Here is a 24,977-nt window from a genome sequence, read left to right on the forward strand (position 1 = left end):
AATGATGCCCACCATGAACTCCTTCTCCTTCGCTGCGCTGACGGATGTCGGCACCGTGCGGACGAACAACGAGGACTCGGCGCTCGCCAGCGGCACGCTGCTGGCCCTGGCGGACGGGATGGGGGGCCACGCCGCCGGAGAGGTGGCCTCCGCCGTCGTCATGCACGCGCTCAGCCGCCTGCTCGCGCCGGGCGCGGAGATCACCACCGACGCCGTGCGCGACGCCGCGCGCGAAGCCCGTGGCGCGCTGCGCGGCATGTCGCTGGCCGACCACGAGATGGAGGGCATGGGGACCACGCTCGTCGGTCTCGGCGTCGGGCCCGACGGCATGGTGCTCACGCACGTCGGCGACTCGCGGCTCTACCGCGTGCGTGACGGCGAGGTCACGCAGATCACGACCGACCACACGCACGTGCAGCGGCTCGTGGACTCCGGCCGGCTGGACCCGAGCGAGGTGCGCACGCACCCGTACCGGTCGGTCATCCTGCGCTCCATCGACGACTCCAGCGACGACCTGCCCGACGTCGGCGTCACCGTCGACGTCCGGGCCGGCGACCGCGTGCTGCTGTGCAGCGACGGGCTGTCGGACTACGTGACGCACGAGTCGCTGGTCGCCTCGCTGCTCCGGGGTTCTCCCCTGGACGCGGCCCGGAGTCTGCTGCGGGGAGCGCTGGACGCCGGTACCCGGGACAACGTGACCGTGATCGTGGCCGACGTGCACGACCCCGAGGTCGAGGCGGACGCCTTCGTGCCCGAGCCGCCCGTCGTCGTCGGCGCCTCCCTCGGCCAGGCCCAGCTCACGCCGAGCGCCCGCGGCGTGCTCCTCGAGACCTTCCCGGACGCCGCCACCGTGCTCGACACGGTCCCGCGCACCCCGGTGGACGAGATCGACGAGGACACGCTGCCGCCGCGACGAGCCGCCGGCCCCGTGGAGGCTGCCGAGGTCGAGACGGTCGACGTGGACACGGTGCCCGTCGCGCCCGAGGAGAACGGGAGCGACATCGCCCCGGAACCCGACAGCGAGCCCGTCGCGCTTCCCGAGCCCGTCGAGCCCGCGGAACCCACCGAGCCCGACGACCTCGAGCAGCGCTTCGGGCCGGTCACGCCGGCCGACGACGGCACCACCTCGACCTCGATCACGTCGGACGACTCCGACGCCGCACCGACCTCCGACCGACCCGAACGCCGTCGCGCCACGGTTTCCGACGTCATCTGGCTCGGTCTCGTGGTCGCGTCCTTCACCGTCGTGACCCTGACGGTGTGGTTCACGCAGTCCTGACTTGCCGGAACCCGGGCGAGGGAGCACGCTAGACGTGGGGGCACGGAAGGACCACATGCACAAGCAATGGTCGGTTCGGGCAGGTGTTGACGGTGTGGCAGCCGCGCGGAGGCGCGCTGCCGACGCCTTCGCCGAGGCCGGACTGGGCAAGGAGGAGAGCCAGATCCTGGTTCTCCTGGTGAGCGAGCTCGTGACGAACGCGATCGTTCACGCTCGACCACCGGTCGAGCTGTCGATCGACGTCGACCGGTGGCGCACACGCGTCGAGGTGTCGGACGCCGTCGGTCGGGTTCCGCACGCCCGCAGCGCCGACAGAGGCGCCTCCGGGGGTCGCGGCCTCGCGCTCGTCGAGCAGCTCTCCACCCAGTGGGGCACCACGATCGGCAGCCGCGGCAAGTCCGTCTGGCTCGAGCTGGCGCGCAGCGCCGACACCGCCAGGGTCCCGATCACCGCCGCCTGAGCGCTAGACCGGCAGCAGCGTCGTCGCGGTGAGCACGACGACGTCGTCGTCGCGCAGCTCCTTCGGCGCGAGGTGGGCGAGCAGCTCCTTCGGCGTGAGCAGACCCTCGCGCACCGCCATCGCCAGCCGGTCGATCCCGTGCGCCAGCGACTCGGTCCGGCGCTCGATGAGACCGTCGGTGAACATCACGACCGTGTCGCCGGGGCCGAGGTCGAGCCAGCGGTCGGTCCGCGGGCACCCCGGGGTGAAGCCGAGCAGCGGGTCCGGTCGACCGCCCGGCACCTCGACCGTCCCGTCCGCCCGCGCGACCAGCGGGACGGGATGACCCGCCGAGGACCACAGCAGGCGCCGCGTGCCGGTGCCGCGATCCGGTTCGAGTCGCGCCAGCAGCGCCGTGCCCGAGGCCGCCAGGCCCGTCCCGATCGAGGCCTCGTCCAGCAGGCTGAGGATCAGCGACGGCGGCTTGTCGTGCTCCCACCACAGGGCCCGCAGCATCGACCGCATCTGCCCCATGATCGCGGCGGCCTGGATGTCGTGCCCCGTGATGTCACCGACGGCGAGCGCGATCCCGCCGTCCGCCAGCACCATCGCGTCGTACCAGTCACCGCCCACGTCCTCGGTGGCGACGGCGGGCGCGTAGACCGCGTCCAGCCGCACCCCGTCGGTGGCCGGCAGATCCGTGAGCATGGCCGCCTGCAGGGTGTGGGCGACCCCGCGCCGCTCCTCCAGCAGGGCCGAGGTGACGGCGTCGCTGCGCTCGGCGGCCTCGCGGGCCGCCTGGGCCTGCTCCTGCCGCTCGCGCAGCTGCACCTCGGTGGCGCACGCGGCCGCGAGGTCGCCGAGCACCTGGAGCGTCGCCTCGTCCCAGACGTGCGGGACGTAGTCGACGGCGCAGAGGGTGGCCACCAGCGTCCCCGACGAGCCGTGCACGGGGAAGCCCGCGTAGCTGACCAGCCCGTAGTCGCGGACGGCGGGGTGGTCGGCCAGGCTCGGGTCGAGGCGGGCGTCGGAGACGGCGAGCGGCGCGTCGATCGCGATGACGCGCGTGCACAGCGAGTGGTCGAGCGGGATCCAGCGCTGGTCCCTGAGGTTCGCCGGCAGGCCCACCGCCCCGGGGAAGACCTGGCGATCGCCCTCGACGAACCCGACCAGGGCGGTGGTCGCCCCCGTGAGCGCGCGGACGAGGCGGGCGTAGCGGTCGTACTCCGGCACCGGTCCGGCGGTGGCGACGTCCCCTGTCTGCATCTCAGCATGCTATCGGCGACCCCCGTCGGCGGGCCGACCCGCCTACGATCAGCAGGTGGACATCCATCCCGCCTACCGGGCCGACGACGACCGATACCAGCGCATGACCTACGCCCGTTCCGGGGCATCGGGGCTCAAGCTGCCCCGCATCTCCCTGGGCCTGTGGCACAACTTCGGTGACAGCAACGACCGCCGCACGCAGCGCGACCTGCTGCGCGCCGCCTTCGACAACGGCGTCACCCACTTCGACCTCGCCAACAACTACGGCCCGCCCTACGGCGCCGCGGAGGCGAGCTTCGGCCGCCACTTCGCCGCCGACTGGCGCCCCTACCGCGACGAGCTGCTCATCTCGAGCAAGGCCGGCTACGACATGTGGCCCGGCCCGTACGGCGACGGCGGCTCGCGCAAGTACCTCGTCTCCTCGCTCGACGCGTCCCTGCAGCGCCTCGGCCTGGACTACGTCGACATCTTCTACTCCCACCGCCGCGACCCCGAGACGCCGCTCGAGGAGACGATGGGCGCGCTCGACTCGATCGTCCGCGCGGGCAAGGCGCTCTACGTCGGCATCTCCAACTACAACGCGGCCGACACGGCCCGTGCGGCGGAGATCCTGCGCGACCTCGGGACCCCGCTGACGATCCACCAGCCGCGCTACTCGATGCTGGACCGCTGGATCGAGGAGCCGGGCGCCCACGAGAGCGGCGACGACCGCTCGCTCCAGGACGTGCTCGACGCCGGCGGCGTGGGCTCGATCGTCTTCTCCCCGCTCGAGCAGGGCCTCCTCACGGAGCGCTACCTCGACGGCGTGCCCGCGGACTCCCGCGCCGGCAAGGACGGCCGCTACCTCCGCAGCGAGCACATCACGCCCGACCGCATCGCCAAGGTGCGCGCCCTGCAGCCGATCGCGGCGGGCCGCGGTCAGACGATCGCGCAGCTCGCGCTGTCGTGGGTGCTGCGCGGGGGTCGCGTGACCTCGGCGATCGTCGGCGCCTCGTCCGTGGAGCAGCTGCTCGGCAACGTCTCGGCCGGGTCGGCGCCCGACCTGACGGCCGAGGAGGTCACCGCCGTCGAGCAGGCGCTGGCCGCGACGGCCTGACCCGGCGCCACCTGCAGCACCACGGACGCTCGTCCTCCGACCCGGAGGGCGGGCGTCCGTCGTCGCCGCCTGCGCGGTAGCGTGCACCCATGCCCGAGATCCCCGGAGTCGACCTCGGCGAGGTCATCGGCCGGGGCGGCAACGCCGTCGTGTACGCGGGGGTGCAGCGCGCCGTGCAGCGGCCCGTCGCCGTCAAGATCGACTCCCGGGCGGTGAGCCAGGAGCGCAACCAGCGCCGGTTCGTGCGCGAGGCGACGGCGGCCGGGCGGATCTCGAGCCACCCGCACGTGGTGTCGCTCATCGACGCCGGCACCACCTCCGACGACCACCCCTACCTCGTCATGGAGCTGTGCGAGCGCGGCTCCCTGGCCGACCTGCTGCGCCGCGACGGCGCGCTGCCCGCCGTCGACGCGCTCGACATCGGGATCGCCGTGACCGGGGCGCTCGCCGCCGCGCACGAGGCCGGCATCCTGCACCGCGACGTCAAGCCGGGCAACATCCTCATCGACGCCTACGGCACGCCCCGCCTGTCGGACTTCGGGCTCGCGGCCCGGCAGATCCTCGGCGACGAGGCCTTCTCCGCCACGCTCGAGGCCCTCACCCCGGCCTACGCGCCGCCCGAGGTCTTCACCGGAGGGGTGCCGACGACGCGGTCGGACGTCTGGTCGATGGGGGCGACCGTGTACGCGATGCTCGTCGGTGGAGCCCCGCGGCGGCGGCCCGACGGCGGATCCCTCCCCCTCACCGAGATCGTGGCCTCGCTCCCGGAGCGACTGCCCGCGCCCGACGTGCCCGGGGCCGACGTCGTGATGCCGGTCCTGTGGCGGGCGACCGCCTACGACGCCGCGAACCGCCACGCCTCGGCCGCCGAGCTGCGGTCCGACCTGCAGCGCGTGCGCGCCCTGCTCGGCCCGTCGACCGGACACGTCGGCGGTCCCGAGGTGACGGTCGTGACGGCGCCGCCCGCGGCGCTCGAGCTCTCGTTGCGCGGGTCGCCCGTCGCCGCGTCGACGGCGCACGGCGCGGTCGCGCCCGGCGCCGTGGCGTCGGGCGCCGTGGCGTCCGGTGCGGCGGCGTCCCGGCGACCCCGACGCTGGTTGCCGATCGCCCTGGCCGCGAGCGCCCTCGTGCTCGGCGGCACCGTCGGCTCGCTCGCCACCCGCGCCGGTCTCGACGGCGCGGCCGGGGCCGGTGCCGCCGAGTCGTCGTCGAGCGCGGAGCCCGGCGCGACGCCGGTGAGCGGGACGGCGTCGGACGCGACGCCCGACGCGACGCCCGTGGCCGAGACCCCCGAGGCCCCCGCCCCGCCCGTGGACGCCTGCTGGGGCGGCCTGGTCGTCATCGGCGGCAACGTGTCGGCCGATCCCCGCTCCTGCACGGAGCCGCACCGCTGGGAGAGCTACGCGACGGGCTACCTCGACGGGACCACCGAGTCGGCGCGGGTCGACGATGTCGCGGCCGATCCCGCCGTCGTCGCCGCCTGCACGCTCGAGGCGCTCGGGACCTACCTCGGGGCGCCCGCCGACCCCGCCGCCTGGCGGCTCGATGTCGTGCCGCCGTCGGAGGCCGCCTTCCTCGCGGGCGACCGCGGCTTCTCCTGCATCGTCGCGCCGGTCGACGGCGCCGAGCGCACCTCCTCGATCCTGGGCTAGCGGCTGGTTCAGCCGACGCCCAGGTCGCGGTGTGACGATGGGGGGATGACCGCACAGCTCGCCGACACCGTCACGACCTCGGGTGCGGGGCGGTGGCGCGGGCTGGCCGATCCCGCCGCCGGCGTCGTCCGGTACCGGAACCTGCGCTACGCGCGCGCCGACCGGTTCGCCGCCCCCGTCCTCGTCCCGCCCGGCGAGGAGGTCAACGACCCGTTCTCACCCGTGATCGCCTGCCCGCAGACGGCCGACCCCGTCGGGGACATGGCGACCGTGATGCGCGACGTGCGGCTGACCGAGGACTGCCAGGTCGCGACCGTCACCGTGCCGGACGACCTCGCGCCCGGGGAGCGCCTGCCCGTGATGGTGTGGATCCACGGCGGCTCGTACGTGTCCGGGGCGGGCGACCTGGCGATCTACGACGCCGCCGCCCTCGCGCGCGAGGGGCGCGTCGCCGTCGTGAACCTCACCTACCGGCTCGGGACGTTCGGTTTCCTCGGGGGCGACGGCCGGCCCGCGAATCTCGGGCTGCTCGACCTCGTGGTCGGGCTGCGGTGGGTGCAGGAGGCGATCGCCGAGCTCGGGGGCGACCCCGGCAACGTCACCGTCTTCGGGCAGTCCGCCGGCGCCGACGCCGCGGCGCACCTGATGGTGGCCGACGGGACGGAGGGCCTGTTCCGGCGGCTCGTGCTCCAGAGCGGACCGTTCGGCATCCGCGGGCGGCGGGAGAAGCTGCTCCGCGCCGCGCGCGGCGTCGTGGGCGAGGTTCCCGTCGGGGCCACGACGGCGGACGTCCTCGCGCTCAAGGGTTCCGTCCAGCGCGCGGCCCTGCGCTTCGGGCTGCGCGCGGGGATGCCGTTCGCGCCCGAGTACGGCGCGGCGCCGCTCCCCGCCGAGGCGGAGGCGGAGGCCGAGTGGCGCCGTCGGGCCGACGAGGTCGAGGTGATGATCGGCTGGACGAGCGACGAGGCGGCGTTCTTCCTGGGCGGGCTGCCCGCCCAGGTGAAGCAGCGCCTCACGGGGACGCGCACCGGGGCCGCCGCCCGCCGGGTCCTGGTGCGGAGCCTCACGGACGCCATCTACCGCCGCCCGGGCGCGCGGTTCGCGGACCTGCTCGGCTCCGCCGTCGTCGCCCGGTACGAGGTGCAGTGGGTCCCTCCGGGCAACCGGGCGGGATCGATGCACGCGATCGAGCTGCCCCTGCTGTTCCCGGCGGCGCGGGCGTGGCGCGGGATGACGATGCTCGGCACGCTCGACACGGCGCGGCTGGTCGAGATCGGGGCGCCGCTGCGCGCGGCGTGGACCGCGTTCGCCCGCGGCGAGGGCGCACCGACCGGCGACATCACGCTGCCCGGCGGGGGTCGCGTCACCGTGACGCGGTAGTCAGGCCGCCAGCGTGCTGTCGACGGACTGCTCGACGGCGCCGGCGTCCCGCCACAGGCGAGCGTAGGCGCCGCCGGCGGCGAGCAGCTCGGTGTGCGTGCCCTGCTCGAGCACCTCTCCGCCGTCGAGCACCGCGATGACGTCGGCGTCGCGCACCGTGGTGAGGCGGTGGGCGATGGTGATGGTCGTGCGGCCGCGGGCGACGACGTCGAGCGCCTCCTGCACGGCGCGCTCCGTCGTGTTGTCCAGGGCCGAGGTGGCCTCGTCCAGCACCAGCACGCGCGGGTCGCGCAGCAGCGTCCGGGCGATCGCCACGCGCTGACGCTCGCCGCCGGAGAACCGGTGGCCGCGGGCGCCCACCAGCGTGTCGTACCCCTCGGGGAGGGCCATCACGACGTCGTGCAGCCGGGCCGCGCGGGCCGCCGCCTCGATCTCGGCGTCGGTCGCGTCGGGCCGGGCGGCGCGCAGGTTGTCCGCGACGCTCGCGTGGAGGAGGTAGGACTCCTGCGACACGACGCCGACGGCCGCGGCGAGGTCGGCGAGCGCGACGTCGCGGACGTCGACGCCGTCGATCCGCACGGCGCCGCTCGTGACGTCGTGCAGACGCGGGACGAGCGAGGACAGGGTCGTCTTGCCGGAGCCGGTCGCGCCGACCAGGGCGAGGTGGCCGCCCGCCGGGACCCGGAGGGTGACGCCGCTGACGGCGTCCGTCTCGGCGCCCGGGTAGCGGAAGGTCACGTCGTCGAAGGCGACCTCGCCACGCACGTCGGCGAACGGGACGGGATCGGTCGGGTCGTCGATGAGCACGGGCAGGTCGAGATGCTCGAAGAGCCGGGAGAACAGGGCGGTCGAGGCGGTGAGCTGGACGCCGACGTCGAGCAGGCCCATCAGCGGGCGGAAGAGCCCGCCCTGGAGCGCGGTGAAGGCGACGAGCGTGCCGATCGTCATGCCGGCCGACGTGGCCGGGAGGCCGGCGGCGAGGTACAGGAGCGCGGGGATCGCGGCGAAGATGATCGACATCGTCGCCATCCGCCAGCGGCCGGCGAGCTGGGCGGCGACCTCGAGCGCGTACATGCCGCGCGACGTCGTCGTGAACCGGTCCGCGAGCGCCGGGCCGCTGCCGAGCGTCTTGGCCAGCGTGATGCCGCTGATCGAGAGCGACTCGTCGATCTGGCCGTGCAGGTCGGCGAGGGCGGTCTGCCGCCTGGCGGTCACCTCGCGGCGCATGTGGGCGACCTTGCGGCTGACCCAGATCGCGGGCGGGACGACGACGAGCGAGATGAGCGTGAGCCGCCAGCTGAGGGCGAGCATCGCCACGAGGGAGCCGACCACCGTGGTGACGTTGGCGGCGGCCGAGGTGGCCGAGCTGGTGACGACGCCCTGCACGCCGGCGATGTCGTTGGTCAGGCGCGAGGTCACCTCACCGGCGCGGGTCCGGGTGAAGAAACCGAGGTCCTGGCGCTGCAGGTGGGCGAACAGACGCGTGCGCAGGTCGTGCATGATCCGCTGGCCGACGCCGGTGGCGAGCCAGGTCTGCAGCACGCCGATCACGGCGGTGGCCGCGGCGACGGCGATCAGCAGCCCGACGCAGCGCAGCAGCAGCGCCACGTCCTGGTTCGGGAGCGCATGGTCGATGATCTCGCGGGTGAGGAACGGCGTCGCGAGCCCGATCGCGGACGAGGAGACGATGAGGGAGACGACGACGAACAGGCGCCGCACGTGGGGCGCGAAGAGACCGCCGATGCGGCGGTAGGAGACGGGGTGCTCGGCGAGCTGGGCGACGTCGGCCGGGTCGCGGCGAGCGGGTTCGCCACGGCCGCCGGCCGGGCGGGGGGAGCGGGAGGGGCCGCCGGTCGCGGCGGGGGCGCGACGCGCGCCCGAAGTCTGGGTGGATGTCATGGGTGACCTCTCTACTGGTTCATATGCTGAGGTTACCTCACAATGAGGCAGCAGCGCTAGTGCGCGCTACTGTGAGGTGCATGACAGAGCCCTCCCCCGCCGGGAATCGCGCCTTCGGTCGCACCGGCGTGCGCGAGGCCGACCTGATCCTCGAGGCCGCGCGAGGACTGCGCCGCACCTGGGGCGACGGCCTGGCGGCGCACGACCTGTCCCCGCACGAGTCGCGCGCCCTGCGGGTGGTGGTGCGCTCCTGCGGGGGCGACGGGTCCGCCCCCCGCCTGGCCGACATCGCGACGGCGCTGCGCATCGCCCCGCGCTCGGCGACCGAGGTCGTCGACCGGCTCGTCGCGCGCGGCCTGGTGGAGCGGCGGCCGAGCGCGGGCGACCGGCGGGCCGTCGAGGTGGTGCCGACCCCGACCGGGCTCGAGGAGCACACCGCGGTCGAGCGGTCGTGGGGCGAGGCGGCCGTGCGCTTCCTCGAACCGCTGGACGACGGCGAGCGCGCCGCGCTCGCCTCGCTGCTCCTCCGTCTCGTCCGGGACGAGAGGTGACCGGTCAGCCGAGGACGGGCTGACCCGACTCCGCGTCGAGGGAGACCGAGGTGTGCTCGTGGACGATGCGCCAGGCGTCACCGTCCCGCCGGAGCACCCAGGTGAGGCGGTTCCACATGCCGTAGCGCTCGGTGCCGTCCTGCCCGAGGATCCCGTAGCGGACGCGACCGAAGGCGGTGGCGAGGTCACCCGACGCGTGGATGGTGAGCGGCCCGATCCGGGCGACGTTGGTGTCCTCGGACGTCACGTCGCCGAACCAGTGGTCGACCTGGGCGCGCCACACGTCGATCCCGACGATCGGCTCGGGACTGAAGAGGTCGTGGACGACGATCCCGTCGTCGTACAGCGCGATGAAGGCCGCCGCGTCGAGCGCGGCGGCCCTCTCGCCGTAGCTGCGGGCGATGTCGGCGATCGCCTCGGTGGGGTCGGCGTGCGTGGTGCCGGTCATGGCACCGGACCCTACTCGCCGAGCATGCGGTAGAGCTCGCGGCGCAGGTCGTCCATCTTGGTGGCCGCCGTCGCGCGCTGCTCGTCGGTGCCGTGGGCGGCGACCTGTCGGAGCACGTCCATCAGCTTGCGGCCGGCGAGCATCATGTCGCCCACCTCGGCCCACGTCTCGCCTGCGGGCGCCCACACCTTGGCCAGCTCCTCGGCGTGCTCGGTGACGTAGGTGCCGCCGGCCTCCGTGAGCGTGTACTCGGTGCCTCCGCCCGTGCCGCCCTCGACGGGGGCGATGAGACCCTCGTCGGCGAGCTGCGCGAGCGTCGGGTAGACGGAGCCGGGGCTGGTGCGCCAGACGCCGCCCGTCTTCTCCTCGATCGCCTTGATCAGGCCGTAGCCGTTGGCGCTGCCCTCGGCGAGCAGCGCGAGGATGGCCTGGCGGACGTCACCGCGACGGGCGCGGCGTCCGCGACGGCCGGGGCCGCCGGGTCCGAAGCCCGGGCCGCCGGGGCCGAAGCCAGGACCGGGGCCGAAGCTCGCTCCGAATCCTGCGCCGAACCCTGCGCCGAACGGGCCGCGGTGACCTCGGCGGCCGGGGCCGGCCGGGGTGCTCGGGTCACCCGAGCGGTCATCCTCGCCGCGCCCCCAGGGGCCGCGGGGGCCCAGCGGGGCGAGAACCTGTCGTCGTCGTTCATGGATCGCATGTCAGTCTCCTTGGTTGGTCACGATCGTTACAGATATATCGTGATCCTCTTGCGGGAGAATGTCAACGACCTATCGTTATCTTCTTCGGGAACGGCCGAGCGAGCGGCGGTGTCGCCGTAGGCGCTCTCGTTCTCGAGCGTCGTCGGCTCGATCAGCTCGGCCGGCACGTCGGTGTGACAGGTCAGGGCGGACACCGTCAGGGTCGGGTCGGGTCGGGTCGGGCGGGCACGCTGCGCCCGTCCGGAGACACGGAGGCCGGGACGGAGACCGCTACCCCGGCCGGGCAGGGGGACCGACACGACGACCGGGGTGCCGTTGACCGGGAACGCACGCTGCGTGGCGGACCTCCGCTTCATGGCCCGCATGGTGAGGATCAGGGCGAAGCCCCTGGAGCCGTCCTGGCCGGCAAGCACGGGCCGGCGGCGCACGACCAGGGTTGCGGAATGGGCCGGGCCCAAGAACACGGGGGAGACGGACGCTCGTCCGGGGTCGACGACGCTGCTACCAGCCTCGCAGCTCCGGTGTCGCGTCCTGGTGGTGCAGGAAGTCGGCCCGCTCGGCGTCACCGAACGCCCGGGGCCGGCCGGTGGCGCGGTCGACCTGGACCATGCGCGATCGGGCGAGCAGGAGGGTGGCACCCTCGTGCGAGAGGACCTCGTAGCCGAAGTCGACCGATGACGCCCCGATCCGGGAGACCCAGACCTCCACGGTCACCGGCTCGGCCGTGAACGGAACTGCCGCGAGGTAGTCGATCTCGTGCTTCACGACGACGAGCACGGCGTCGGTGAGGCCGCCCGCGGCATCGACCCCCATCCGGGGGAACGTCGCGAACCGCGCGTCGTCGAGGAACCTGAGGAACGCGGCGTTGTTCACGTGCCCGAAGAGGTCGACGTCCGACCACCGCACCGGCATCTCGATCCTGGCCCTGCCCGCTCCGCTCATGGAGCCCATTCTCTCGCTACCGTCACCGGCATGAGCCTTCACGCAGCACCGACACCGCTCGACCGGCGCCCGGCCGGCCTCGTCGTCCTGCCCGGCGCCGGCGGCGGGCGGGACAACCGCACGCTGGTCGCCCTCGAGCGCGGGCTCGGGGACGCCCTCCCGATCGTCCGCGCCGAGTTCCCCAACCGCACCGCGGGCCGGTCGGGGCCCGAACGACCGGCGGTCGCCGTCGCGCACGTGCGCGAGCTCGTGGTCGGGCTCGCCGCCGAGCTGGGCGTCCCGACGTCGCGCATCGCCGTCGGCGGACGGTCGTTCGGCGGTCGGATGGCCTCGATCGCCGTGGCCGACGGCCTCGAGGTGGCCGGGCTCGCCCTGCTCTCCTACCCCCTGCACCCGCCGGGCAGGCCAGGGACGCTCCGCACGGAACACCTCCCCCGGATCACGGCGCCGACCCTCGCCGTCTCGGGCGAGCGCGACCCGTTCGGCAACCCGGCCGAGCTCGCCGAGCACCTGGCGGTCATCCCCGGCGGCTGCGGACTCGTGCTCGTCACGGGCAACCACTCGCCCGCCGACGGCCCCGTCGTCGCTGCGGTGCGCGACTGGCTCGGGTAGCGGAACGGGGGCGGGTGGCCGCTGCCACCCACCCCCGTCGGTCCGTCACCGGATCCGGCCGGTCACTCCCGCGTCAGTCCTGCACCCGACGACGGCGGACCAGCAGCGCCCCCGTCCCGGCGAGCACGAGCCCACCGGCGACGGCGAGGCCGAGACGCGCGCCGTCGGCGCCCGTCGTCGGCAGCGTCGGCCGCGTCGGCGGGTGGGTCACGGTCGGTGCGACGCTCGGCGTGGCCGTCGCCGTCGGCGTCACCGTCGCGGTGGGCGACGGCGACGCCTCGAGGGCGACGAACCCGAAGTCGAGCGTCAGGTCGGAGTCGCCGTCGTTCGGCAGCGACAGCGACGTGGCGGACGACGTCGAGGAGTCGGCGTCGCGCGTCGTGGTCCCCGGCGTCGTGGCGACGTACCCCGCGGGCGGGGTGACGGTCACGGTGTAGCCACCGACGGCGAGCACGGGCAGGTTCGCGAACAGGTACTTCCCGCCGGCGTCCGTCGTCGTGGGCGGTACGAGCACGCCGTTGACGTCCGTGACCGGCTTCCCGTCGGGACCCGTGAGCGTGAGAGTGACGCCCGGGATCGGGCGCTCGCCGGCGTCCTGGACACCGTCGCGATTCGTGTCGAACCAGACGTAGTCGCCGACCGAGACCTTCGCCGGGACGGCGGCCCGGGCGACGTTGGTCAGCGTGAGCACCGCGGTCGTGCCGCCGGCGGGCGTCAGCGACCACGTGCCGTCGCCGTTGTCGACGACCCCGTCACCTGCGACGGTGACCTCGCCCCAGGTGATGCCCGGAACGGCGGGAAGGTCGACCTCGCTCACCGTCAGGGTCGTGCCGACGGGGTAGTAGCCGGACTGCGCCAGGCCGCCGTTCACGACCGTGAGGGTGCGCGGATCGTGACCCGGGGCCGTGACCTCGACGGTGAACGTCGTGTCGTCGGGCACGGCCTCACCCGTCACCTGCTTGGTGATGCTGAAGTCCACGTAGCGCGAACCGTCACCGGCGCCACCGCCGTACGCCATCACGGTCGAGGTGGACGTGACGGCGTTACCGGCGATCTCCGCGTCGTTCTTGTACTTGTCGCCCGGGATGTAGACGCCGCCGATCGGGTCGGTGGTGTACTCGACGCGGTAGTAGTAGCCCGCCTCGAAGATGCTGCCCGTCGTCGAGATGGTGAAGCCGGTCGGCGCCGTCGCGGGCCCGCGGAAGCCGACCGTGAACAGGCTCGGGTCGACCTCCTGGGCGGTGCCCCAGGCGAAGCCGCCCCCGGCGTCGACCGCATAGCGCACGAACCGGAACGAGTCCGGGTCGATCGCGTGCGGCTTGAACTCCGGATCGTCGTTGACGAGGTCGTCGGAGATCGTGACGGTCGCCAGCCCACGCAGCTCGGCGGTCCGCGAGGACGGGATGGACAGGCCCCAGCTGATGTACTCGTAGGACGTGTGGATGCCCGAGCCCTTGTCGAAGTCGTCGGGCTCCGACGGCCCGGTCGGGCCGGTACCGATCGTGCCCGTGAACGGCACGATGACGGTGTCGTTGACCTTGAAGGTCAGGTCGACCTCGCCCGGCTGGTTCTCGACCGCCGCGGTGAACCAGATCTTGCCGGCCCAGTCCTGGATCGGCTCGGCGTTCGTGAACGTGCAGACCAGATTCTGCGGGTCCGTGTCCGCCTGGTAGACGCACGTGGCCACCGCGGCACCCGCGGTGTCGGTCATCGTGAACGGTGCCGCCGAGACCAGGCGCAGCGCGGCCGGCAGCGTGACCGAGAAGGTGTCCCCGGCGCGGACGATGCTGCCGGGCGGCGTGGCCAGGTCGGCGTCGAACCGGAGCCACTCACCGGGATCGAGCTCGCCGACGTCGTCGGACGAGCCGCGGAGCGTGGCGTTGGAGACCGCGATGGACACATCGGCTGCAGCCGCCGGACCGGCGATCGCGACCGATCCGATCAGCGCGGCGGCTGCGGCGGTCAGGGCCGCTGCGACGCGACGCCGGGCGCTCGTGGTTGTGGGCTGTCGTACTCGTGGTGCACTCATGAACTGCTCCCCCTGGGGCGGCGAGGGCGCCCCCTGTGTTGCTCTCTCGAGATGCGGAGGGACAGATCACGGATGCGACAGATGCACGCCGGCCCCCGACCCGGGCAACCTAACAGGTCTACGGACGGCCGTGGGTGATCGACGTCGAGCCTGTGGACAGCGCGCACGAGCCGTTCAGAACCGCGTCACCTCGTGCCGAACAGCGCCGTTCCCACCCTCACCGTGGTCGCGCCCTCGGCGATCGCCGCCTCGAGATCGCCCGACATCCCCATCGAGAGCTCATCCATCCCTACCCCGTCCACGGCCTCACCGCGCACGCGCTCCGCGAGGGTCGCGAGCTCCCGGAAGCATCGCCGCGCCGCGTCGAGGTCGCCCCCTCGCGGGGCGATGGTCATGAGCCCGCGGACCCGCAGCCGGTCCAGCGGGGCGACGGCCCGCACGAGCTCCGTCAGGTCCCCCGGGGCCACCCCCGACTTCTCCGCCTCGCCCGAGGTGTTGACCTGGACCAGCACGTCGAGGCTCCGGTCGACCATCTCGAGCCGGCGCTGCAGCGCGACGGCGAGCTCGAGCCGGTCGAGCGAGTGCAGCTCGTCGGCGTCCCTGGCGACGTCGCGCGCCTTGTTCGTCTGGACGGGTCCGAGGAAGACCCAGCGGGGCGACACGTCCGCGAGCTCGCGGACCTTGCCCGCGAGCTCCTGGGCCCGCGACTCCCCCAGGTCGTGGCAGCCCGCCTCGAACGCGAGGCGCACGACGGCGGCGGGCACCGTCTTGCTGACGGCGAGCAGCCGCACCGCGGCGGGATCGCGCCCGGCGGACCGGGCGGCGTCGTCGATCCGGCGCCGCACGGCGGCCAGCCGCTGCTCGAGCTCCTCGCGTCCCACCGTCCCAGCCTGCCACGCCGACGAGGCGCCGAGCCCGCCGAGGCCGTAGAGTTTGGTGACCCGAACTTTTCACATCGGCCAGCCTGGAGGATCGCGTGACCCGCCCCGTCCGACGCCCGCGCACCGCCGTCGCCCTGCTCACCCTCGGGGCCGGAGCGGCGCTGCTCGGCGGCTGCGGATCCGGCGCCCCGACGACCGCGGCGCCATCCGCCGTCGTCGACCGCGACGGGGACGGCGTCGACGACCGGCCCCTCGTGCTCTCCACGTTCACGGTGCTGGCCGACATCGCCGGGGCCGTCGCGGGCGACCACGTCCGCGTGGAGTCCCTCACCCGCGTCGGTGCCGAGATCCACGGCTACGAGCCCACGCCGCAGGACGTCGTCCGGGCGAGCGGCGCCGACCTCGTGCTGGACAACGGCCTCGGCCTCGAGGCGTGGTTCGCCGCCTTCCTGCTCGACTCCGACGCCCCGCACGTCACGCTCACCGATGCGGTCGAGGGCCTGCCGATCGCCGGGAGCGACGCGATCAACCCCCACGCCTGGATGTCCCCGACGCAGGTGCTGCACTACGTGGACGCCGTCGTCGTCGCGCTGAGCGACCTCGTGCCGGCGCACGCCGCCGACTTCGAGGCCAACGGCGCCGCCTACGCGGCCGAGATCGAGGAGGTGCGCACGGAGCTCGTGGCGGACCTGGCCGCCGTGCCACCCGCGCAGCGCGTGCTGGTGACCTGCGAGGGCGCGTTCTCCTACCTGGCCGCCGACGTCGGTCTGGCCGAGGTCTACCTCTGGCCCGTCAACGCCGAGCAGCAGTCGACCCCGCGGCAGGTCGCCGCCGTCATCGACGAGGTGGCCGCGCGGGAGGTGCCCGCCGTGTTCTGCGAGTCGACCGTGTCGGCGAGCGGCATGCGCCAGGTCGCGGCCGAGACGGGCGCGACCTTCGGCGGGATCCTCTATGTCGACTCGCTGTCGGAGCCCGACGGCCCCGTCCCCACCTACCTCGACCTGCTGCGCCACGACGCCGAGACCATCGCCGCGGGCCTGACCGGAGGCTCCCGATGACCACCTCCCCCGGCCTCGCCGTCGTCGACCTCACCGTGCGCTACGGGGACGTCGTCGCGCTCGCGGGCGCGAGCCTCACCGTCGACGGCGGCCGGGTGTGCGCGCTCATCGGCGTGAACGGGTCCGGCAAGTCGACCCTCCTCAAGGCCGCGCTCGGCCTGGTGCGGCCCGACGGCGGGAGCGTCGCCGTCCTCGGCGCCACCCCGACCGCGGCCCGACGGCGGGGCGGCGGCGGCATCGCGTCCGTCCCGCAGGCGGAGCTGATCGACGCCGCCTTCCCGATCGACGTGCGCACCGTCGTCGAGCAGGGGCGCTACGGGCGGCTCGGGCCCACCCGCCGGCTGCGCGCCGTCGACCACGACGCCGTCGCGCGCGCCCTGGAGCGGGTCGGCCTGACCGACCTCGCGCGACGCCCGATCGGCGCGCTGTCCGGCGGGCAGCGCAAGCGCGCGCTCGTCGCCCGCGCCCTCGCCCAGGAGGCCGACCTGCTGCTGCTCGACGAGCCGTTCGCCGGGGTCGACCTGCCCTCGCAGGCGACGATCGGCGCGGTGCTGCGCGAGGTGGCCGACGCCGGGGCGTGCGTCCTCCTCGCCACCCACGACCTCGCGGGCGTGCCCGCCCTGGCCGACGAGGCCGCGCTCGTGGTGCGCGGTCGCGTGGTCGCGCACGACGTGCCCGACGTCGTGCTCCGCCCCGAGACCCTCGCCCGCACGTTCGGACTCGGAGCAGCCTCGTGACCGACCTCCTCGCCGCCCCCGACCTGCTCGAACCCCTGCGCTACGCGTTCATGCAGCGCGCGTTCGCCGTCGCGATCATCGCCGCCGTGGTCTGCGCGCTGCTCTCGTGCTGGCTCGTGCTCGTGGGGTGGTCGCTGATGGGCGACGCCGTGTCCCACTCGGTGCTGCCCGGTGTCGTGCTGGCCTACGTGGTCGGCGCCCCGTTCGCGCTCGGTGCGGTGGTGTTCGGCCTCGGGGCGGTCGCGCTGATCGGCACGGTGGGGGGCGCGGGCGGATCCGGGAGGACGCCGCGATCGGCGTCGTCTTCACGTCGCTCTTCGCGCTCGGGCTGGTGCTCATCTCCGTGGTGCCGAGCCAGGTGGACCTCGGGCACATCGTGTTCGGGAACCTGCTCGGCGTGAGCGTGGCGGATCTGCTGCAGGTCGCCGTCGTCGGCGCCGTCGTGGCGACGGTGCTGCTCCTGCGCCGCCGCGACCTCACCCTGGTGGCCTTCGACCCGACGCACGCGCACGCCGTCGGGCTCTCGCCCCGCCGACTCGAGGCGCTGCTGCTCGGGCTCCTCGCGCTGACCAGCGTCGTCGCGCTGCAGGCGGTCGGCGTGGTCCTCGTGGTGGCGCTGCTCGTCATCCCGGGCGCGACGGCGCGGCTGCTCACCGACCGGTTCCCCACGATGCTCGTGGTGGCGCCGACGATCGCCGCCGTCAGCGCCGTCGTCGGGGTGTGGGCCAGCTACCTCCTGGACACCGCCAGCGGGCCGTCGATCGTGCTGACGCTCGGGATCGCGTTCGTGCTCGCGTTCCTGCTGGCGCCGCGCTACGGCGCGCTGCCGCAGACGTGGCGACGGCGGCGCGCCCGCCTCGCAGCACGCGACCTCACACCACGCGCGCCAGGCTCTCCAGCTGCTCCAGCCGCCCCTCGCCCACCGGGGTGAGCACGACGCACGTCGCCCCGGCCTCGTGGCGCGCGGCCATCTTCGACCGCACCTGCGCGGGGGTCCCGGCGAGGCTGAGCTCGTCGATCCACTCCAGGGGCAGCGCGGCGGCGAACTCCTCCGGGCCTGCGCTCGCGGCGCGCAGCGCCACCAGCTCGTCGGCGAACGGGAGCCCCACGAGGTGCGGCGCCCAGTCGGGCTCGCCGATCCACATCAGGCCGGGACGCACGGCCTCGAGGGCGCGCTCGGCGTCGTCGTCCACGGCGGCGACGTCGTAGGTGATGAGCTCGTGCGGGCCGGTCGCGGCGATGTGCCGGGCGGCGGCGCGCACGTAGCTGGGGGGCGAGGGCTCGGCGAGCAGCGTGCCGTCGGCGACCCGGCCGGACAGCGCGAGCGACCTCGGACCGCGGACGCCGAGCAGGACGGGCGGGATCGTCTCGGGCAGCTCGGTGAACTCGGTGTGCTCGAGCGTGACGTAGCGCCCCGGGGCGACGGGGCGGCCGCGCAGGACGGAACGGACCGCCGTCGTCGTCTCCTCCAGGAGCGTGAGCGGGCTGCTGGGCCAGACACCGAGGGTCCTCATCCAGGACGCCTGGCCGTGGCCGATCCCCGCGATCACGCGGCCGGGGAAGAGCTGGCCGAGCGTGGCGATCTCCATCGCGGCGAACGCGGGGTGGCGCGCGGCGGCCGGCATGATCCCGATCCCGACGGCGATGCGACTCGTGCCCGCGAGCACCGTGGCGGCCTGGGCGACGCCGCCGCGGAAGCCGAGGTCCTCCACGACCCAGAGCTCGTCGAAGCCGAGCTCGTCGGCGCGGCGGGCGAACGGCAGGACGTCGGCGAGCGGCAGGTCGCGCGGGAGCATGACGCCGGTGCGGACACGGGTGGCAGGGGTCGTGGTCACGTCATCATCCTGGCGCACGGCGACGGTGTGCGCACCGTCGCGCTCGCGCTCAGGCCGAGGCGCCCCGCACGTCGTGCAGGACCCGGGCGACGGCGGCGATCGCGCGCGCGACGTCGTCCGAGTCGGTCCGGGCGTTCGAGACGGACACCCGCAGGACGGCCCGACCGTGCCAGGTCGACGGCGTCATCCACGTGGTGCCCTCGCGCATGAGGGCGGCGGCGACGGCGTGCGTCTCGGCGTCGCTCGCGAACGCGACGCAGACCTGGGTGTAGACGACGTCGTTGGCGACGGCGACGCCCTCCAGCTCGTCCAGCTCGCGGGCGAAGGTGGCCGCGTGGTCGGCGAAGCCGTCGACCATCGCCGCGAGGCCCGAGCGGCCGAGCTGGCGCAGCGCCGCCCAGACGGTGAAGCCGCGGGCGCGGCGGGAGAACTCCGGCACGGTCGCGAGGGGGTCGGGGCGGTCGTCCTGGATGAGGTAGGCGGCCTTCTCCCCCATCGCGGCGTGCAGCGCGCCGCCGTCCGCGACGATCGCGAGCCCGGAGTCGTAGGGCACGTTGAGGGTCTTGTGGGCGTCGGTGCCCCAGGAGTCGGCCGCCTCCAGACCCGCGGTGAGGTGCTGGTGGCGGTCCGAGGCGGCGGCCCACAGGCCGAAGGCACCGTCGACGTGCACCCACGCGCCGTAGCGGTGCGCGAGGGCGACGGCCTCGCCGGGGTCGAAGGCGCCCGAGTGCACGTTGCCCGCCTGGAGCACGACGATCCGGGGGCGGTCGGGGTGGGACAGCTCGTCGGCCGCGAGCGCCGCCTCGAGGGCGTCGAGCCGGAGCCGGCCCTCGCCGTCGGCATCCACGACCACCGCGCGGGACTGGCCGAGGCCGAGGTAGCGCAGCGCGAGGTCGACCGTGACGTGGCGCTCGGCGCCCACGAACAGGCCGATCGACGGCGAGCCGACGAGCCCGTCGCGCTCGACGTCCCAGCCGGCGCGCGCCAGCACCGCGTGCCGGGCGGCGGCGAGGCAGGTGAAGTTGGCCATCTGGCCGCCGGTGACGAAGCCGACGGAGGCGTCCGCGGGCAGCCCGAGCGCGTCCAGGATCCACTCGGCCGCGACCCGCTCGACGGCGGCGCCGGCCGGGGAGCCCGCGAGGAGGCTCGCGTTCTGGTCCCACGCGGCCGTCAGCCAGTCGGCCGCGAGCGCCGAGTCGAGCACCCCGCCGCGCACCCAGCCGAAGTAGCGGCCCGACGGCGTCGCGATCAGTCCCGGCGTGACGGCGTCCACGAGCTCGCGCACGACGTCGGAGGCTCGGGCGCCCTCGACCGGGAACGGCCGGCGCAGCCGCTCGGCGACCTCGTCGACGTCGAGCTCGGCGTTGACCGGGCGGGTCTCCAGGGACTGCAGCCACTCGTGAGCGGCGGCGGTGGCCACGTGGAGGGCCTCTCCCATGGGTGAACCTTTCGGGCGGTGCAGCGGGCGAGAAGTGCCCGACGAGCCTACGTCCGCTCCGCCGTCACCCACGGCTCGGGACGGCGTGACGGAGGCGACATAGGGTCGGGACGTGACTCCCCGCGCGATCTTCCTCGACGTCGACGGCACGCTCGCGCAGCACGGTGTCGTGCCGCCGGGCAACCTCGGGGCCGTCCGCGCGGCCCGCGCCGCCGGGCACCGCGTGCTGCTGGCGACCGGCCGGCCGCGCTCGATGATCAGCGACCTCGTCGACCTCGGGTTCGACGGCGCCGTCGCGAGCGCGGGTGGCTACGTCGAGATCGACGGGGACGTGCTCGAGGACGGCACGCTGCCGCCCGAGCTCACCGCGCGGGCCGTGCGCGCGCTGCTGGCGCACGACGTCGCGTTCCTCCTCGAGGGCTCGCACGCCCTGGCCGGACCGGCCCACGGGATCGAGCGGCTCGTCGAGGCCCTGACCCACGTGGTGCCGCCCGGCGGCCTGCCGCCGATCGCGGCGCTGACCGAGGAGGTCGAGCTCGCCGCGTTCCCGACGTCGAAGATCAGCTACTTCGCCTCACCCGTCACGCCCGAGCAGCTCCTGGCGGAGATCGGGGCGGGGATCGCCGTCATCCCGAGCTCCATCCCCGAGCTGGGCGAGGGGGCCGGGGAGCTCTACCGGGCCGGGCTGTCCAAGGCCGACGGCCTCGCCCGAGCGGCTGGGGCCCTCGGGGTGGCGCAGGCCGACGTGATCGCCGTCGGCGACGGGCCCAACGACGTCGAGATGCTCGCGTGGGCGGGGCTCGGGGTCGGCGTCACCGGCTCGCACCCGGCGGTGCTCGCCGTCGCGGACGCGCTCGCCGGCGGCCCGGAGGTCTCGGGGCTCGCGGAGCTGTTCGCGCGTCTCGGGCTCCTCGACTGACGAGCCGCGGCGACCGGAGCTCCCGCCGGAGAAGCAGCGGACCGCCCGGAGCCTGGGCTCCGGACGGTCCGACGGTCCTGCGGACGCCGCGCGCTACGGCAGCGGAATCGTCCAGACCTGCTCGGGGATGGTCTCGTCCGAGCCGATGACCGACGCCGCCATGCGGGTGTAGGTCAGCTCGTACGGCGCGGAGGCGGTGTTGACCTGGAAGGCCACCCATCCGGAGCCGGACTCGCCGCTGCTGACGCCCTCGAACGGCGCCATGCCCGCGTTGACCAGGTCGTTGTTCAGGATGCTCGTGGCGGAGCCGGCGGTCTGGCCGCCGCTGAGCAGCTTGAATCCGCCCTGGACGCCGCCGCTGAACTGGTCGCCGGCCTCGACCTGGACCTCGACGACGACGAACTCGCCGCCGTCCTCGGCGATGTTGGACCACTCGACCGACGGGAAGCCGGTGATGACCTGGTTGACGGTGATGACGTCACCGAGCACGTCGTCGGTGATCGTCTCGCCGACGGCCACGGGCGCCGGGATCTCGCCGGACGGGGCGGCCGCGTCGGTCGACTCCTCCGACGTGGTCTCCTCCGCCTCCGGGCTCTCCGTCTCGGTGGCGGTCTCCTCCTCGGTGGTCGTCTCCTCCGCCTCGGGGCTCTGGCTGGTCGGGTCGGCGGCAGGCTCGTCGCCACCGCCGCACGCGGTCAGCGCACCGAGACCGATCACGGTGGCGGCGATGACTGCAGGGACTCGAACTCTCATGGGGGATTGCTCCTCGTCGCGACGGGCACGGACTCGCCCGCTCTCGTCCTCCCAGTCTCCGTGAAGGATCCGTTCAGGGTCCACTTGGTTCCGGGGGAGAACTCCCCATGGGGGGTGACTGGGAGGATGGGGGCCGTGACCGCCACCCCTGACATCCGGATGATCGCCATCGACCTCGACGGGACCCTGCTCGACTCCCGCAAGCTCCTGGACCCCGCCTTCCCCGCGGTGCTGGCCGCCCTCACGGAGCGCGGCATCGCCGTCGTCCCGGCCAGCGGCCGCCAGCACGAGAGCATCCGCCTCGCGATCGCGGGCAGCGAGGCCGACGGCACCGTCGGCACGGGTGACGAGGTCGCCGCGACGCTCGCGATCATCGCCGAGAACGGCGCGCTCGCGGCCAGGGGCGGGGTCGTGGTGGCGGTCGACGGCGTACCGCTCGCCGCCGTCGCGACCGTGCTGGCCGCCGTGGACCGCTACCGCGCCGCGGGCGGGACCGCCGCCGTCGTGCTGGCGGGGCGCCGCAGCGCCTACGTGAGCACCGAGGCCGTGGCGACGCTGCCCGACTTCGTCGCGACGTCGCGCCCCTACTACCCGCTGCTCGAGGTGGTCGAGGACCTCCACGCCGTCGAGGACGACGTGCTGAAGATCGCCGTCTGGGATCCGCACGGGACGGAGACGGGCGTCGCCGTCGAGATCGGGGAGGTGCCGGGCGCGCGGACGCTGATCTCGGCGCCGGTGTGGGTCGACGTCATGAGCCCGACGGCGGACAAGGGCCGCGCGCTGGCCGCCCTGCAGGAGGAGATGGGGATCGGCCCCGAGCACACGATGGCGTTCGGCGACTTCCCCAACGACCTCGGCATGCTGGCGCGGGCGGAGTGGTCCTACGCGATGGCCGGCGCCCACCCCGCGGTGACGGCCGCGGCGCGGTTCGTGGCGCCGTCGAACGACGAGGGCGGCGTGGTGCAGACGATCCGCGAGGTGCTGGGGCTCGAGGTCTAGCGCGATCCGCGCGGCCGGGCCAGCACGGCGTCGGTCGTGGCCATGAGCGCGACGCCCACGGCGCCGATCACGAGGTCGCTCACCACGAACGTCGTGCCGAGCACGAGCCGGGCCGGCGGGAACGCCTCGCCGATCGCGGCCGGGACGCCCGTGAGCTGGAGCAGCTCGACACCGAGCACGACGGCGAGCGCCACCAGCGCGATCCGGGTCCCCGACGCGCGGGGCACGACCATCGCGACGACGACGTAGACGAGCGCCGCGTACAGCAGCCCACCGGCGACGTCGCCCGCGGCGCCGGGGAGCGCGAACCGTCCGACCAGGCCGAGCGCGACGATCACGAGCCCGACCAGGGCGAGCCCGACGCGGGAGCGCCGCTCGGGGTCGGGGGCGCGCCGGACGCTGCGGACGGGCGGGTCGTTCGACGTGCTCACGCCCCCACCCCACCACACCGCCGAGGGGTTTCTGCACCACCCGCGAGGGGGTTCCGCACCACCCGCGAGGGGGTTCCGCACCTCCCGCGAGGGGGTTCCGCACCTCCCACGCCCGGCTCTACGGTGACCCCCATGACCGCGATGACGCCGTACCTCCACCTGCCCGGCACCGCCCGCGACGCGCTCACCTTCTACGGCGAGGTGTTCGGTGCCGACGTCCAGCTCCACACGTTCGCGGACTTCAGCCGCACCGACGGCCCGTCCGACGCGATCGCCCACGGCGAGCTGACCGGCGGCCCCGTCACCCTGTTCGCCGCGGACGTCGCCGGCGACGAGGCTCCGCTGCGCTGCGAGGGCCTCCGGTTCGCGCTCCTCGGCACGGCCGACGCCACGACCCTGCGGCGCTGGTTCGCCGCGCTCTCCGAGGACGGCGAGGTCCTCGACGAGCTGCAGCAGCGCCCGTGGGGTGCCTGGGACGGGCGCGTCGCCGACCGGTTCGGGCTCGAGTGGCTGATCGGCTTCGAGGTCGACGACGCCGCCTGAGAACGAAATCAGGTGGCGAGCCGTCGCGCCCCGGGTCAGGATCGAACGCATGACCAGTGATGAGACCCCCACCCTGGCCGAGGCGATCGAGACCGCCACCACCGAGCCGAGCGCCGGCGTCGTGCGCATCGACGAGGCCGGAACCACCGTGACCGAGCAGGCCTGGGGTCTGGCCGACCGCCGCCACGCCGTCGCCATGACCCCCGCCCACCGCGTCGCCGTCGCGAGCGGCGCGAAGGGCTTCACGGCGCTCGCCGTGCTCAGCCTCGTCGCCGACGGCACCCTCACCCTCGACACGACGGCGCGCTCCCTCCTCGGCGAGGACCTCCCCCTGATCGCCGACGACGTGACGATCGAGCACCTGCTCGCGCACCGCTCCGGCATCGGTGACTACCTCGACGACGACGCCGACACCGCCGAGTACCTGCTGCCGGGCGCGATGAGCGGCTACGTCGGGCCCGAGGACTACCTCCCGGTGCTCGCCGGCCACGAGGGCCTGTTCCCCGCCGGCTCCGCGTTCTCCTACTGCAACGGCGGCTTCGTCGTGCTGGCGCTGCTCGCTGAGCGCGCGAGCGGCACGCCGTTCCACGAGCTCGTGCGCACGCGCGTGATCGAGCCGGCGGGCCTGACCGCGACGGCCTACCTGCGCAGCGACGAGCTCCCGGCCGACGCCGCGGTGGGGTACGTGGAGGTCGACGGCGTGTGGCGCACCAACGTCCACCACCTCCCTGTGGTCGGTGGGGGCGACGGCGGGATCTACACGACCGCGGCCGACCTGGTGACCTTCTGGGACGCGCTGCTCGCGGGCCGGATCGTGCCGGGCGACCTCGTGGACGAGCTGCTGCGCGAGCGGTCCGACGACGAGGCGACCGACGGCGAGGGTGGCTACGGGCTCGGGTTCTGGCTGCCGAACCCGGGCGAGGTCATGCTCGTGGGCCAGGACGCCGGGTCGTCGTTCGTCTCCCGCCGCCACATCGCCGACCACCGCACCGTCTCGGTGCTGGCCACGACGGCGGACGCCGCGTGGGACGTGGAGGGCGCCGCGCGCTGAGGGCGGGCGGCTCCGCCGCGGGCCCCCGCGCCTACGCTGGG

General features: G+C 74.4%; 25 protein-coding genes and 2 pseudogenes. 14 read left to right on the plus strand and 13 right to left on the minus strand.

Annotated features, from left to right (window positions below; translation table 11 throughout):
• Nucleotides 1-13: 13 nt before the first annotated feature.
• Nucleotides 14-1,279, plus strand: coding sequence for a PP2C family protein-serine/threonine phosphatase (locus C8046_RS10280; protein ID WP_158277194.1), 1,266 nt, complete (start codon nucleotides 14-16; stop codon nucleotides 1,277-1,279).
• 94 nt (nucleotides 1,280-1,373) lie between these two features.
• Nucleotides 1,374-1,739 (plus strand): ATP-binding protein, encoded by a 366-nt coding sequence (locus tag C8046_RS10285; protein WP_158277195.1) that lies wholly within the window; start codon nucleotides 1,374-1,376, stop codon nucleotides 1,737-1,739.
• Between the two features lie 3 nt (nucleotides 1,740-1,742).
• Here C8046_RS10285 and C8046_RS10290 read toward each other — a convergent pair whose 3' ends face one another.
• Nucleotides 1,743-2,984, minus strand: a complete 1,242-nt coding sequence (locus C8046_RS10290) for a PP2C family protein-serine/threonine phosphatase (RefSeq protein ID WP_109229363.1) — start codon at nucleotides 2,982-2,984, stop codon at nucleotides 1,743-1,745.
• A gap of 103 nt (nucleotides 2,985-3,087) precedes the next feature.
• On the opposite strand from C8046_RS10290, the gene C8046_RS10295 reads away from it, so the two are divergent.
• From C8046_RS10295 to C8046_RS10305, 3 genes are all read left to right on the plus strand, one after another.
• Nucleotides 3,088-4,080, plus strand: coding sequence for an aldo/keto reductase (locus tag C8046_RS10295; protein WP_199224562.1), 993 nt, complete (start codon nucleotides 3,088-3,090; stop codon nucleotides 4,078-4,080).
• An 89-nt stretch (nucleotides 4,081-4,169) separates the two neighbouring features.
• On the plus strand, nucleotides 4,170-5,732 hold the full coding sequence (locus C8046_RS10300) for a serine/threonine-protein kinase (RefSeq protein ID WP_109229364.1): 1,563 nt from the start codon (nucleotides 4,170-4,172) through the stop codon (nucleotides 5,730-5,732).
• A gap of 45 nt (nucleotides 5,733-5,777) precedes the next feature.
• Nucleotides 5,778-7,112 carry a carboxylesterase family protein gene (locus C8046_RS10305; protein ID WP_109229365.1) on the plus strand — a complete coding sequence of 445 codons (1,335 nt, stop codon included), beginning with the start codon at nucleotides 5,778-5,780 and terminating at the stop codon, nucleotides 7,110-7,112.
• Here the strand turns inward: C8046_RS10305 and C8046_RS10310 are convergent, their stop codons facing one another.
• Nucleotides 7,113-9,011: an ABC transporter ATP-binding protein gene (locus tag C8046_RS10310; protein ID WP_109229366.1), complete on the minus strand. Its 1,899-nt coding sequence runs from the start codon at nucleotides 9,009-9,011 to the stop codon at nucleotides 7,113-7,115. It lies immediately after the preceding gene.
• Between the two features lie 80 nt (nucleotides 9,012-9,091).
• Between C8046_RS10310 and C8046_RS10315 the strand changes: the two genes are divergently transcribed.
• Nucleotides 9,092-9,562 carry a MarR family winged helix-turn-helix transcriptional regulator gene (locus tag C8046_RS10315; RefSeq protein WP_109229367.1) on the plus strand — a complete coding sequence of 157 codons (471 nt, stop codon included), beginning with the start codon at nucleotides 9,092-9,094 and terminating at the stop codon, nucleotides 9,560-9,562.
• A 4-nt stretch (nucleotides 9,563-9,566) separates the two neighbouring features.
• Here C8046_RS10315 and C8046_RS10320 read toward each other — a convergent pair whose 3' ends face one another.
• From C8046_RS10320 to C8046_RS10335, 5 genes and pseudogenes are all read right to left on the minus strand, one after another.
• Nucleotides 9,567-10,010, minus strand: a complete 444-nt coding sequence (locus C8046_RS10320; RefSeq protein WP_109229368.1) for a YybH family protein — start codon at nucleotides 10,008-10,010, stop codon at nucleotides 9,567-9,569.
• An 11-nt stretch (nucleotides 10,011-10,021) separates the two neighbouring features.
• Nucleotides 10,022-10,198 carry a hypothetical protein gene (locus tag C8046_RS19425; RefSeq protein WP_235866277.1) on the minus strand — a complete coding sequence of 59 codons (177 nt, stop codon included), beginning with the start codon at nucleotides 10,196-10,198 and terminating at the stop codon, nucleotides 10,022-10,024.
• 39 nt (nucleotides 10,199-10,237) lie between these two features.
• Nucleotides 10,238-10,702 (minus strand): annotated as a pseudogene (locus C8046_RS19995) (PadR family transcriptional regulator); the annotation flags it as partial.
• 32 nt (nucleotides 10,703-10,734) lie between these two features.
• The gene (locus C8046_RS10330; RefSeq protein WP_146197128.1) at nucleotides 10,735-11,064 is read right to left on the minus strand and encodes a hypothetical protein; all 330 of its coding nucleotides are present in this window, start codon (nucleotides 11,062-11,064) and stop codon (nucleotides 10,735-10,737) included.
• A gap of 145 nt (nucleotides 11,065-11,209) precedes the next feature.
• The gene (locus tag C8046_RS10335) at nucleotides 11,210-11,650 is read right to left on the minus strand and encodes an acyl-CoA thioesterase (RefSeq protein ID WP_235866278.1); all 441 of its coding nucleotides are present in this window, start codon (nucleotides 11,648-11,650) and stop codon (nucleotides 11,210-11,212) included.
• Nucleotides 11,651-11,680: 30 nt separating this feature from the next.
• On the opposite strand from C8046_RS10335, the gene C8046_RS10340 reads away from it, so the two are divergent.
• Nucleotides 11,681-12,262, plus strand: a complete 582-nt coding sequence (locus C8046_RS10340) for an alpha/beta family hydrolase (protein ID WP_109229372.1) — start codon at nucleotides 11,681-11,683, stop codon at nucleotides 12,260-12,262.
• Between the two features lie 73 nt (nucleotides 12,263-12,335).
• Here C8046_RS10340 and C8046_RS10345 read toward each other — a convergent pair whose 3' ends face one another.
• Both C8046_RS10345 and C8046_RS10350 read right to left on the minus strand, forming a co-directional pair.
• On the minus strand, nucleotides 12,336-14,291 hold the full coding sequence (locus tag C8046_RS10345; RefSeq protein ID WP_109230878.1) for an SdrD B-like domain-containing protein: 1,956 nt from the start codon (nucleotides 14,289-14,291) through the stop codon (nucleotides 12,336-12,338).
• A 185-nt stretch (nucleotides 14,292-14,476) separates the two neighbouring features.
• The gene (locus C8046_RS10350; RefSeq protein ID WP_109229373.1) at nucleotides 14,477-15,172 is read right to left on the minus strand and encodes a YggS family pyridoxal phosphate-dependent enzyme; all 696 of its coding nucleotides are present in this window, start codon (nucleotides 15,170-15,172) and stop codon (nucleotides 14,477-14,479) included.
• A 95-nt stretch (nucleotides 15,173-15,267) separates the two neighbouring features.
• Between C8046_RS10350 and C8046_RS10355 the strand changes: the two genes are divergently transcribed.
• The 3 genes and pseudogenes from C8046_RS10355 (at nucleotide 15,268) to C8046_RS10365 (ending at nucleotide 17,898) form a co-directional block, all read left to right on the plus strand.
• Complete coding sequence (locus tag C8046_RS10355; RefSeq protein WP_235866279.1) at nucleotides 15,268-16,230, plus strand: metal ABC transporter solute-binding protein, Zn/Mn family; 963 nt, start codon at nucleotides 15,268-15,270, stop codon at nucleotides 16,228-16,230.
• Nucleotides 16,227-16,967, plus strand: coding sequence for a metal ABC transporter ATP-binding protein (locus C8046_RS10360; RefSeq protein WP_109229374.1), 741 nt, complete (start codon nucleotides 16,227-16,229; stop codon nucleotides 16,965-16,967). Before C8046_RS10355 ends, C8046_RS10360 begins: the two co-directional genes overlap by 4 nt.
• 50 nt (nucleotides 16,968-17,017) lie before the next feature.
• A pseudogene (locus C8046_RS10365) lies at nucleotides 17,018-17,898 on the plus strand (metal ABC transporter permease).
• Here the strand turns inward: C8046_RS10365 and C8046_RS10370 are convergent.
• Together C8046_RS10370 and C8046_RS10375 are read right to left on the minus strand one after the other, a co-directional pair.
• On the minus strand, nucleotides 17,840-18,802 hold the full coding sequence (locus C8046_RS10370; RefSeq protein WP_235866280.1) for an LLM class flavin-dependent oxidoreductase: 963 nt from the start codon (nucleotides 18,800-18,802) through the stop codon (nucleotides 17,840-17,842). The pseudogene C8046_RS10365 and the gene C8046_RS10370 overlap by 59 nt on opposite strands.
• 49 nt (nucleotides 18,803-18,851) lie before the next feature.
• The gene (locus C8046_RS10375) at nucleotides 18,852-20,240 is read right to left on the minus strand and encodes a pyridoxal phosphate-dependent decarboxylase family protein (RefSeq protein WP_109229375.1); all 1,389 of its coding nucleotides are present in this window, start codon (nucleotides 20,238-20,240) and stop codon (nucleotides 18,852-18,854) included.
• 112 nt (nucleotides 20,241-20,352) lie between these two features.
• Here C8046_RS10375 and C8046_RS10380 point away from each other — a divergent pair, with 112 nt between their 5' ends.
• Nucleotides 20,353-21,159: an HAD hydrolase family protein gene (locus tag C8046_RS10380; protein WP_109229376.1), complete on the plus strand. Its 807-nt coding sequence runs from the start codon at nucleotides 20,353-20,355 to the stop codon at nucleotides 21,157-21,159.
• 93 nt (nucleotides 21,160-21,252) lie between these two features.
• Here the strand turns inward: C8046_RS10380 and C8046_RS10385 are convergent, their stop codons facing one another.
• Nucleotides 21,253-21,912: a DUF4352 domain-containing protein gene (locus C8046_RS10385; RefSeq protein ID WP_146197129.1), complete on the minus strand. Its 660-nt coding sequence runs from the start codon at nucleotides 21,910-21,912 to the stop codon at nucleotides 21,253-21,255.
• Between the two features lie 126 nt (nucleotides 21,913-22,038).
• Between C8046_RS10385 and C8046_RS10390 the strand changes: the two genes are divergently transcribed.
• A complete protein-coding gene (locus C8046_RS10390; protein WP_109229378.1) occupies nucleotides 22,039-22,911 on the plus strand; it encodes an HAD family hydrolase in 873 nt (290 codons plus the stop codon).
• Here C8046_RS10390 and C8046_RS10395 read toward each other — a convergent pair.
• Complete coding sequence (locus C8046_RS10395) at nucleotides 22,908-23,342, minus strand: DUF2809 domain-containing protein (protein WP_158277196.1); 435 nt, start codon at nucleotides 23,340-23,342, stop codon at nucleotides 22,908-22,910. The two genes, C8046_RS10390 and C8046_RS10395, sit on opposite strands and share 4 nt — an antisense overlap.
• Before the next feature lie 132 nt (nucleotides 23,343-23,474).
• Between C8046_RS10395 and C8046_RS10400 the strand changes: the two genes are divergently transcribed.
• The gene (locus tag C8046_RS10400; protein ID WP_109229379.1) at nucleotides 23,475-23,885 is read left to right on the plus strand and encodes a VOC family protein; all 411 of its coding nucleotides are present in this window, start codon (nucleotides 23,475-23,477) and stop codon (nucleotides 23,883-23,885) included.
• Nucleotides 23,886-23,934: 49 nt separating this feature from the next.
• Complete coding sequence (locus C8046_RS10405; RefSeq protein ID WP_109229380.1) at nucleotides 23,935-24,936, plus strand: serine hydrolase domain-containing protein; 1,002 nt, start codon at nucleotides 23,935-23,937, stop codon at nucleotides 24,934-24,936.
• Nucleotides 24,937-24,977 lie beyond the last annotated feature (41 nt).

The organism is Serinibacter arcticus (assembly GCF_003121705.1).
Lineage (GTDB): Bacteria > Actinomycetota > Actinomycetes > Actinomycetales > Beutenbergiaceae > Litorihabitans.

Bases quoted from the DNA above. Each gene is read 5' to 3' on its own strand.
- C8046_RS10360 (WP_109229374.1), top strand. From the start codon at position 16,227: ATGACCACCTCCCCCGGCCTCGCCGTCGTCGACCTCACCGTGCGCTAC.
- C8046_RS10305 (WP_109229365.1), top strand. From the start codon at position 5,778: ATGACCGCACAGCTCGCCGACACCGTCACGACCTCGGGTGCGGGGCGG.
- C8046_RS10320 (WP_109229368.1), bottom strand. From the start codon at position 10,010: ATGACCGGCACCACGCACGCCGACCCCACCGAGGCGATCGCCGACATC.
- C8046_RS10335 (WP_235866278.1), bottom strand. From the start codon at position 11,650: ATGAGCGGAGCGGGCAGGGCCAGGATCGAGATGCCGGTGCGGTGGTCG.
- C8046_RS10345 (WP_109230878.1), bottom strand. From the start codon at position 14,291: ATGAGTGCACCACGAGTACGACAGCCCACAACCACGAGCGCCCGGCGT.
- C8046_RS10385 (WP_146197129.1), bottom strand. From the start codon at position 21,912: ATGAGAGTTCGAGTCCCTGCAGTCATCGCCGCCACCGTGATCGGTCTC.
- C8046_RS10300 (WP_109229364.1), top strand. From the start codon at position 4,170: ATGCCCGAGATCCCCGGAGTCGACCTCGGCGAGGTCATCGGCCGGGGC.
- C8046_RS10280 (WP_158277194.1), top strand. From the start codon at position 14: ATGAACTCCTTCTCCTTCGCTGCGCTGACGGATGTCGGCACCGTGCGG.
- C8046_RS10310 (WP_109229366.1), bottom strand. From the start codon at position 9,011: ATGACATCCACCCAGACTTCGGGCGCGCGTCGCGCCCCCGCCGCGACC.
- C8046_RS10330 (WP_146197128.1), bottom strand. From the start codon at position 11,064: ATGAAGCGGAGGTCCGCCACGCAGCGTGCGTTCCCGGTCAACGGCACC.
- C8046_RS10390 (WP_109229378.1), top strand. From the start codon at position 22,039: ATGGGGGCCGTGACCGCCACCCCTGACATCCGGATGATCGCCATCGAC.
- C8046_RS10340 (WP_109229372.1), top strand. From the start codon at position 11,681: ATGAGCCTTCACGCAGCACCGACACCGCTCGACCGGCGCCCGGCCGGC.
- C8046_RS10405 (WP_109229380.1), top strand. From the start codon at position 23,935: ATGACCAGTGATGAGACCCCCACCCTGGCCGAGGCGATCGAGACCGCC.
- C8046_RS10375 (WP_109229375.1), bottom strand. From the start codon at position 20,240: ATGGGAGAGGCCCTCCACGTGGCCACCGCCGCCGCTCACGAGTGGCTG.
- C8046_RS10295 (WP_199224562.1), top strand. From the start codon at position 3,088: ATGACCTACGCCCGTTCCGGGGCATCGGGGCTCAAGCTGCCCCGCATC.
- C8046_RS10400 (WP_109229379.1), top strand. From the start codon at position 23,475: ATGACCGCGATGACGCCGTACCTCCACCTGCCCGGCACCGCCCGCGAC.
- C8046_RS10315 (WP_109229367.1), top strand. From the start codon at position 9,092: ATGACAGAGCCCTCCCCCGCCGGGAATCGCGCCTTCGGTCGCACCGGC.
- C8046_RS10290 (WP_109229363.1), bottom strand. From the start codon at position 2,984: ATGCAGACAGGGGACGTCGCCACCGCCGGACCGGTGCCGGAGTACGAC.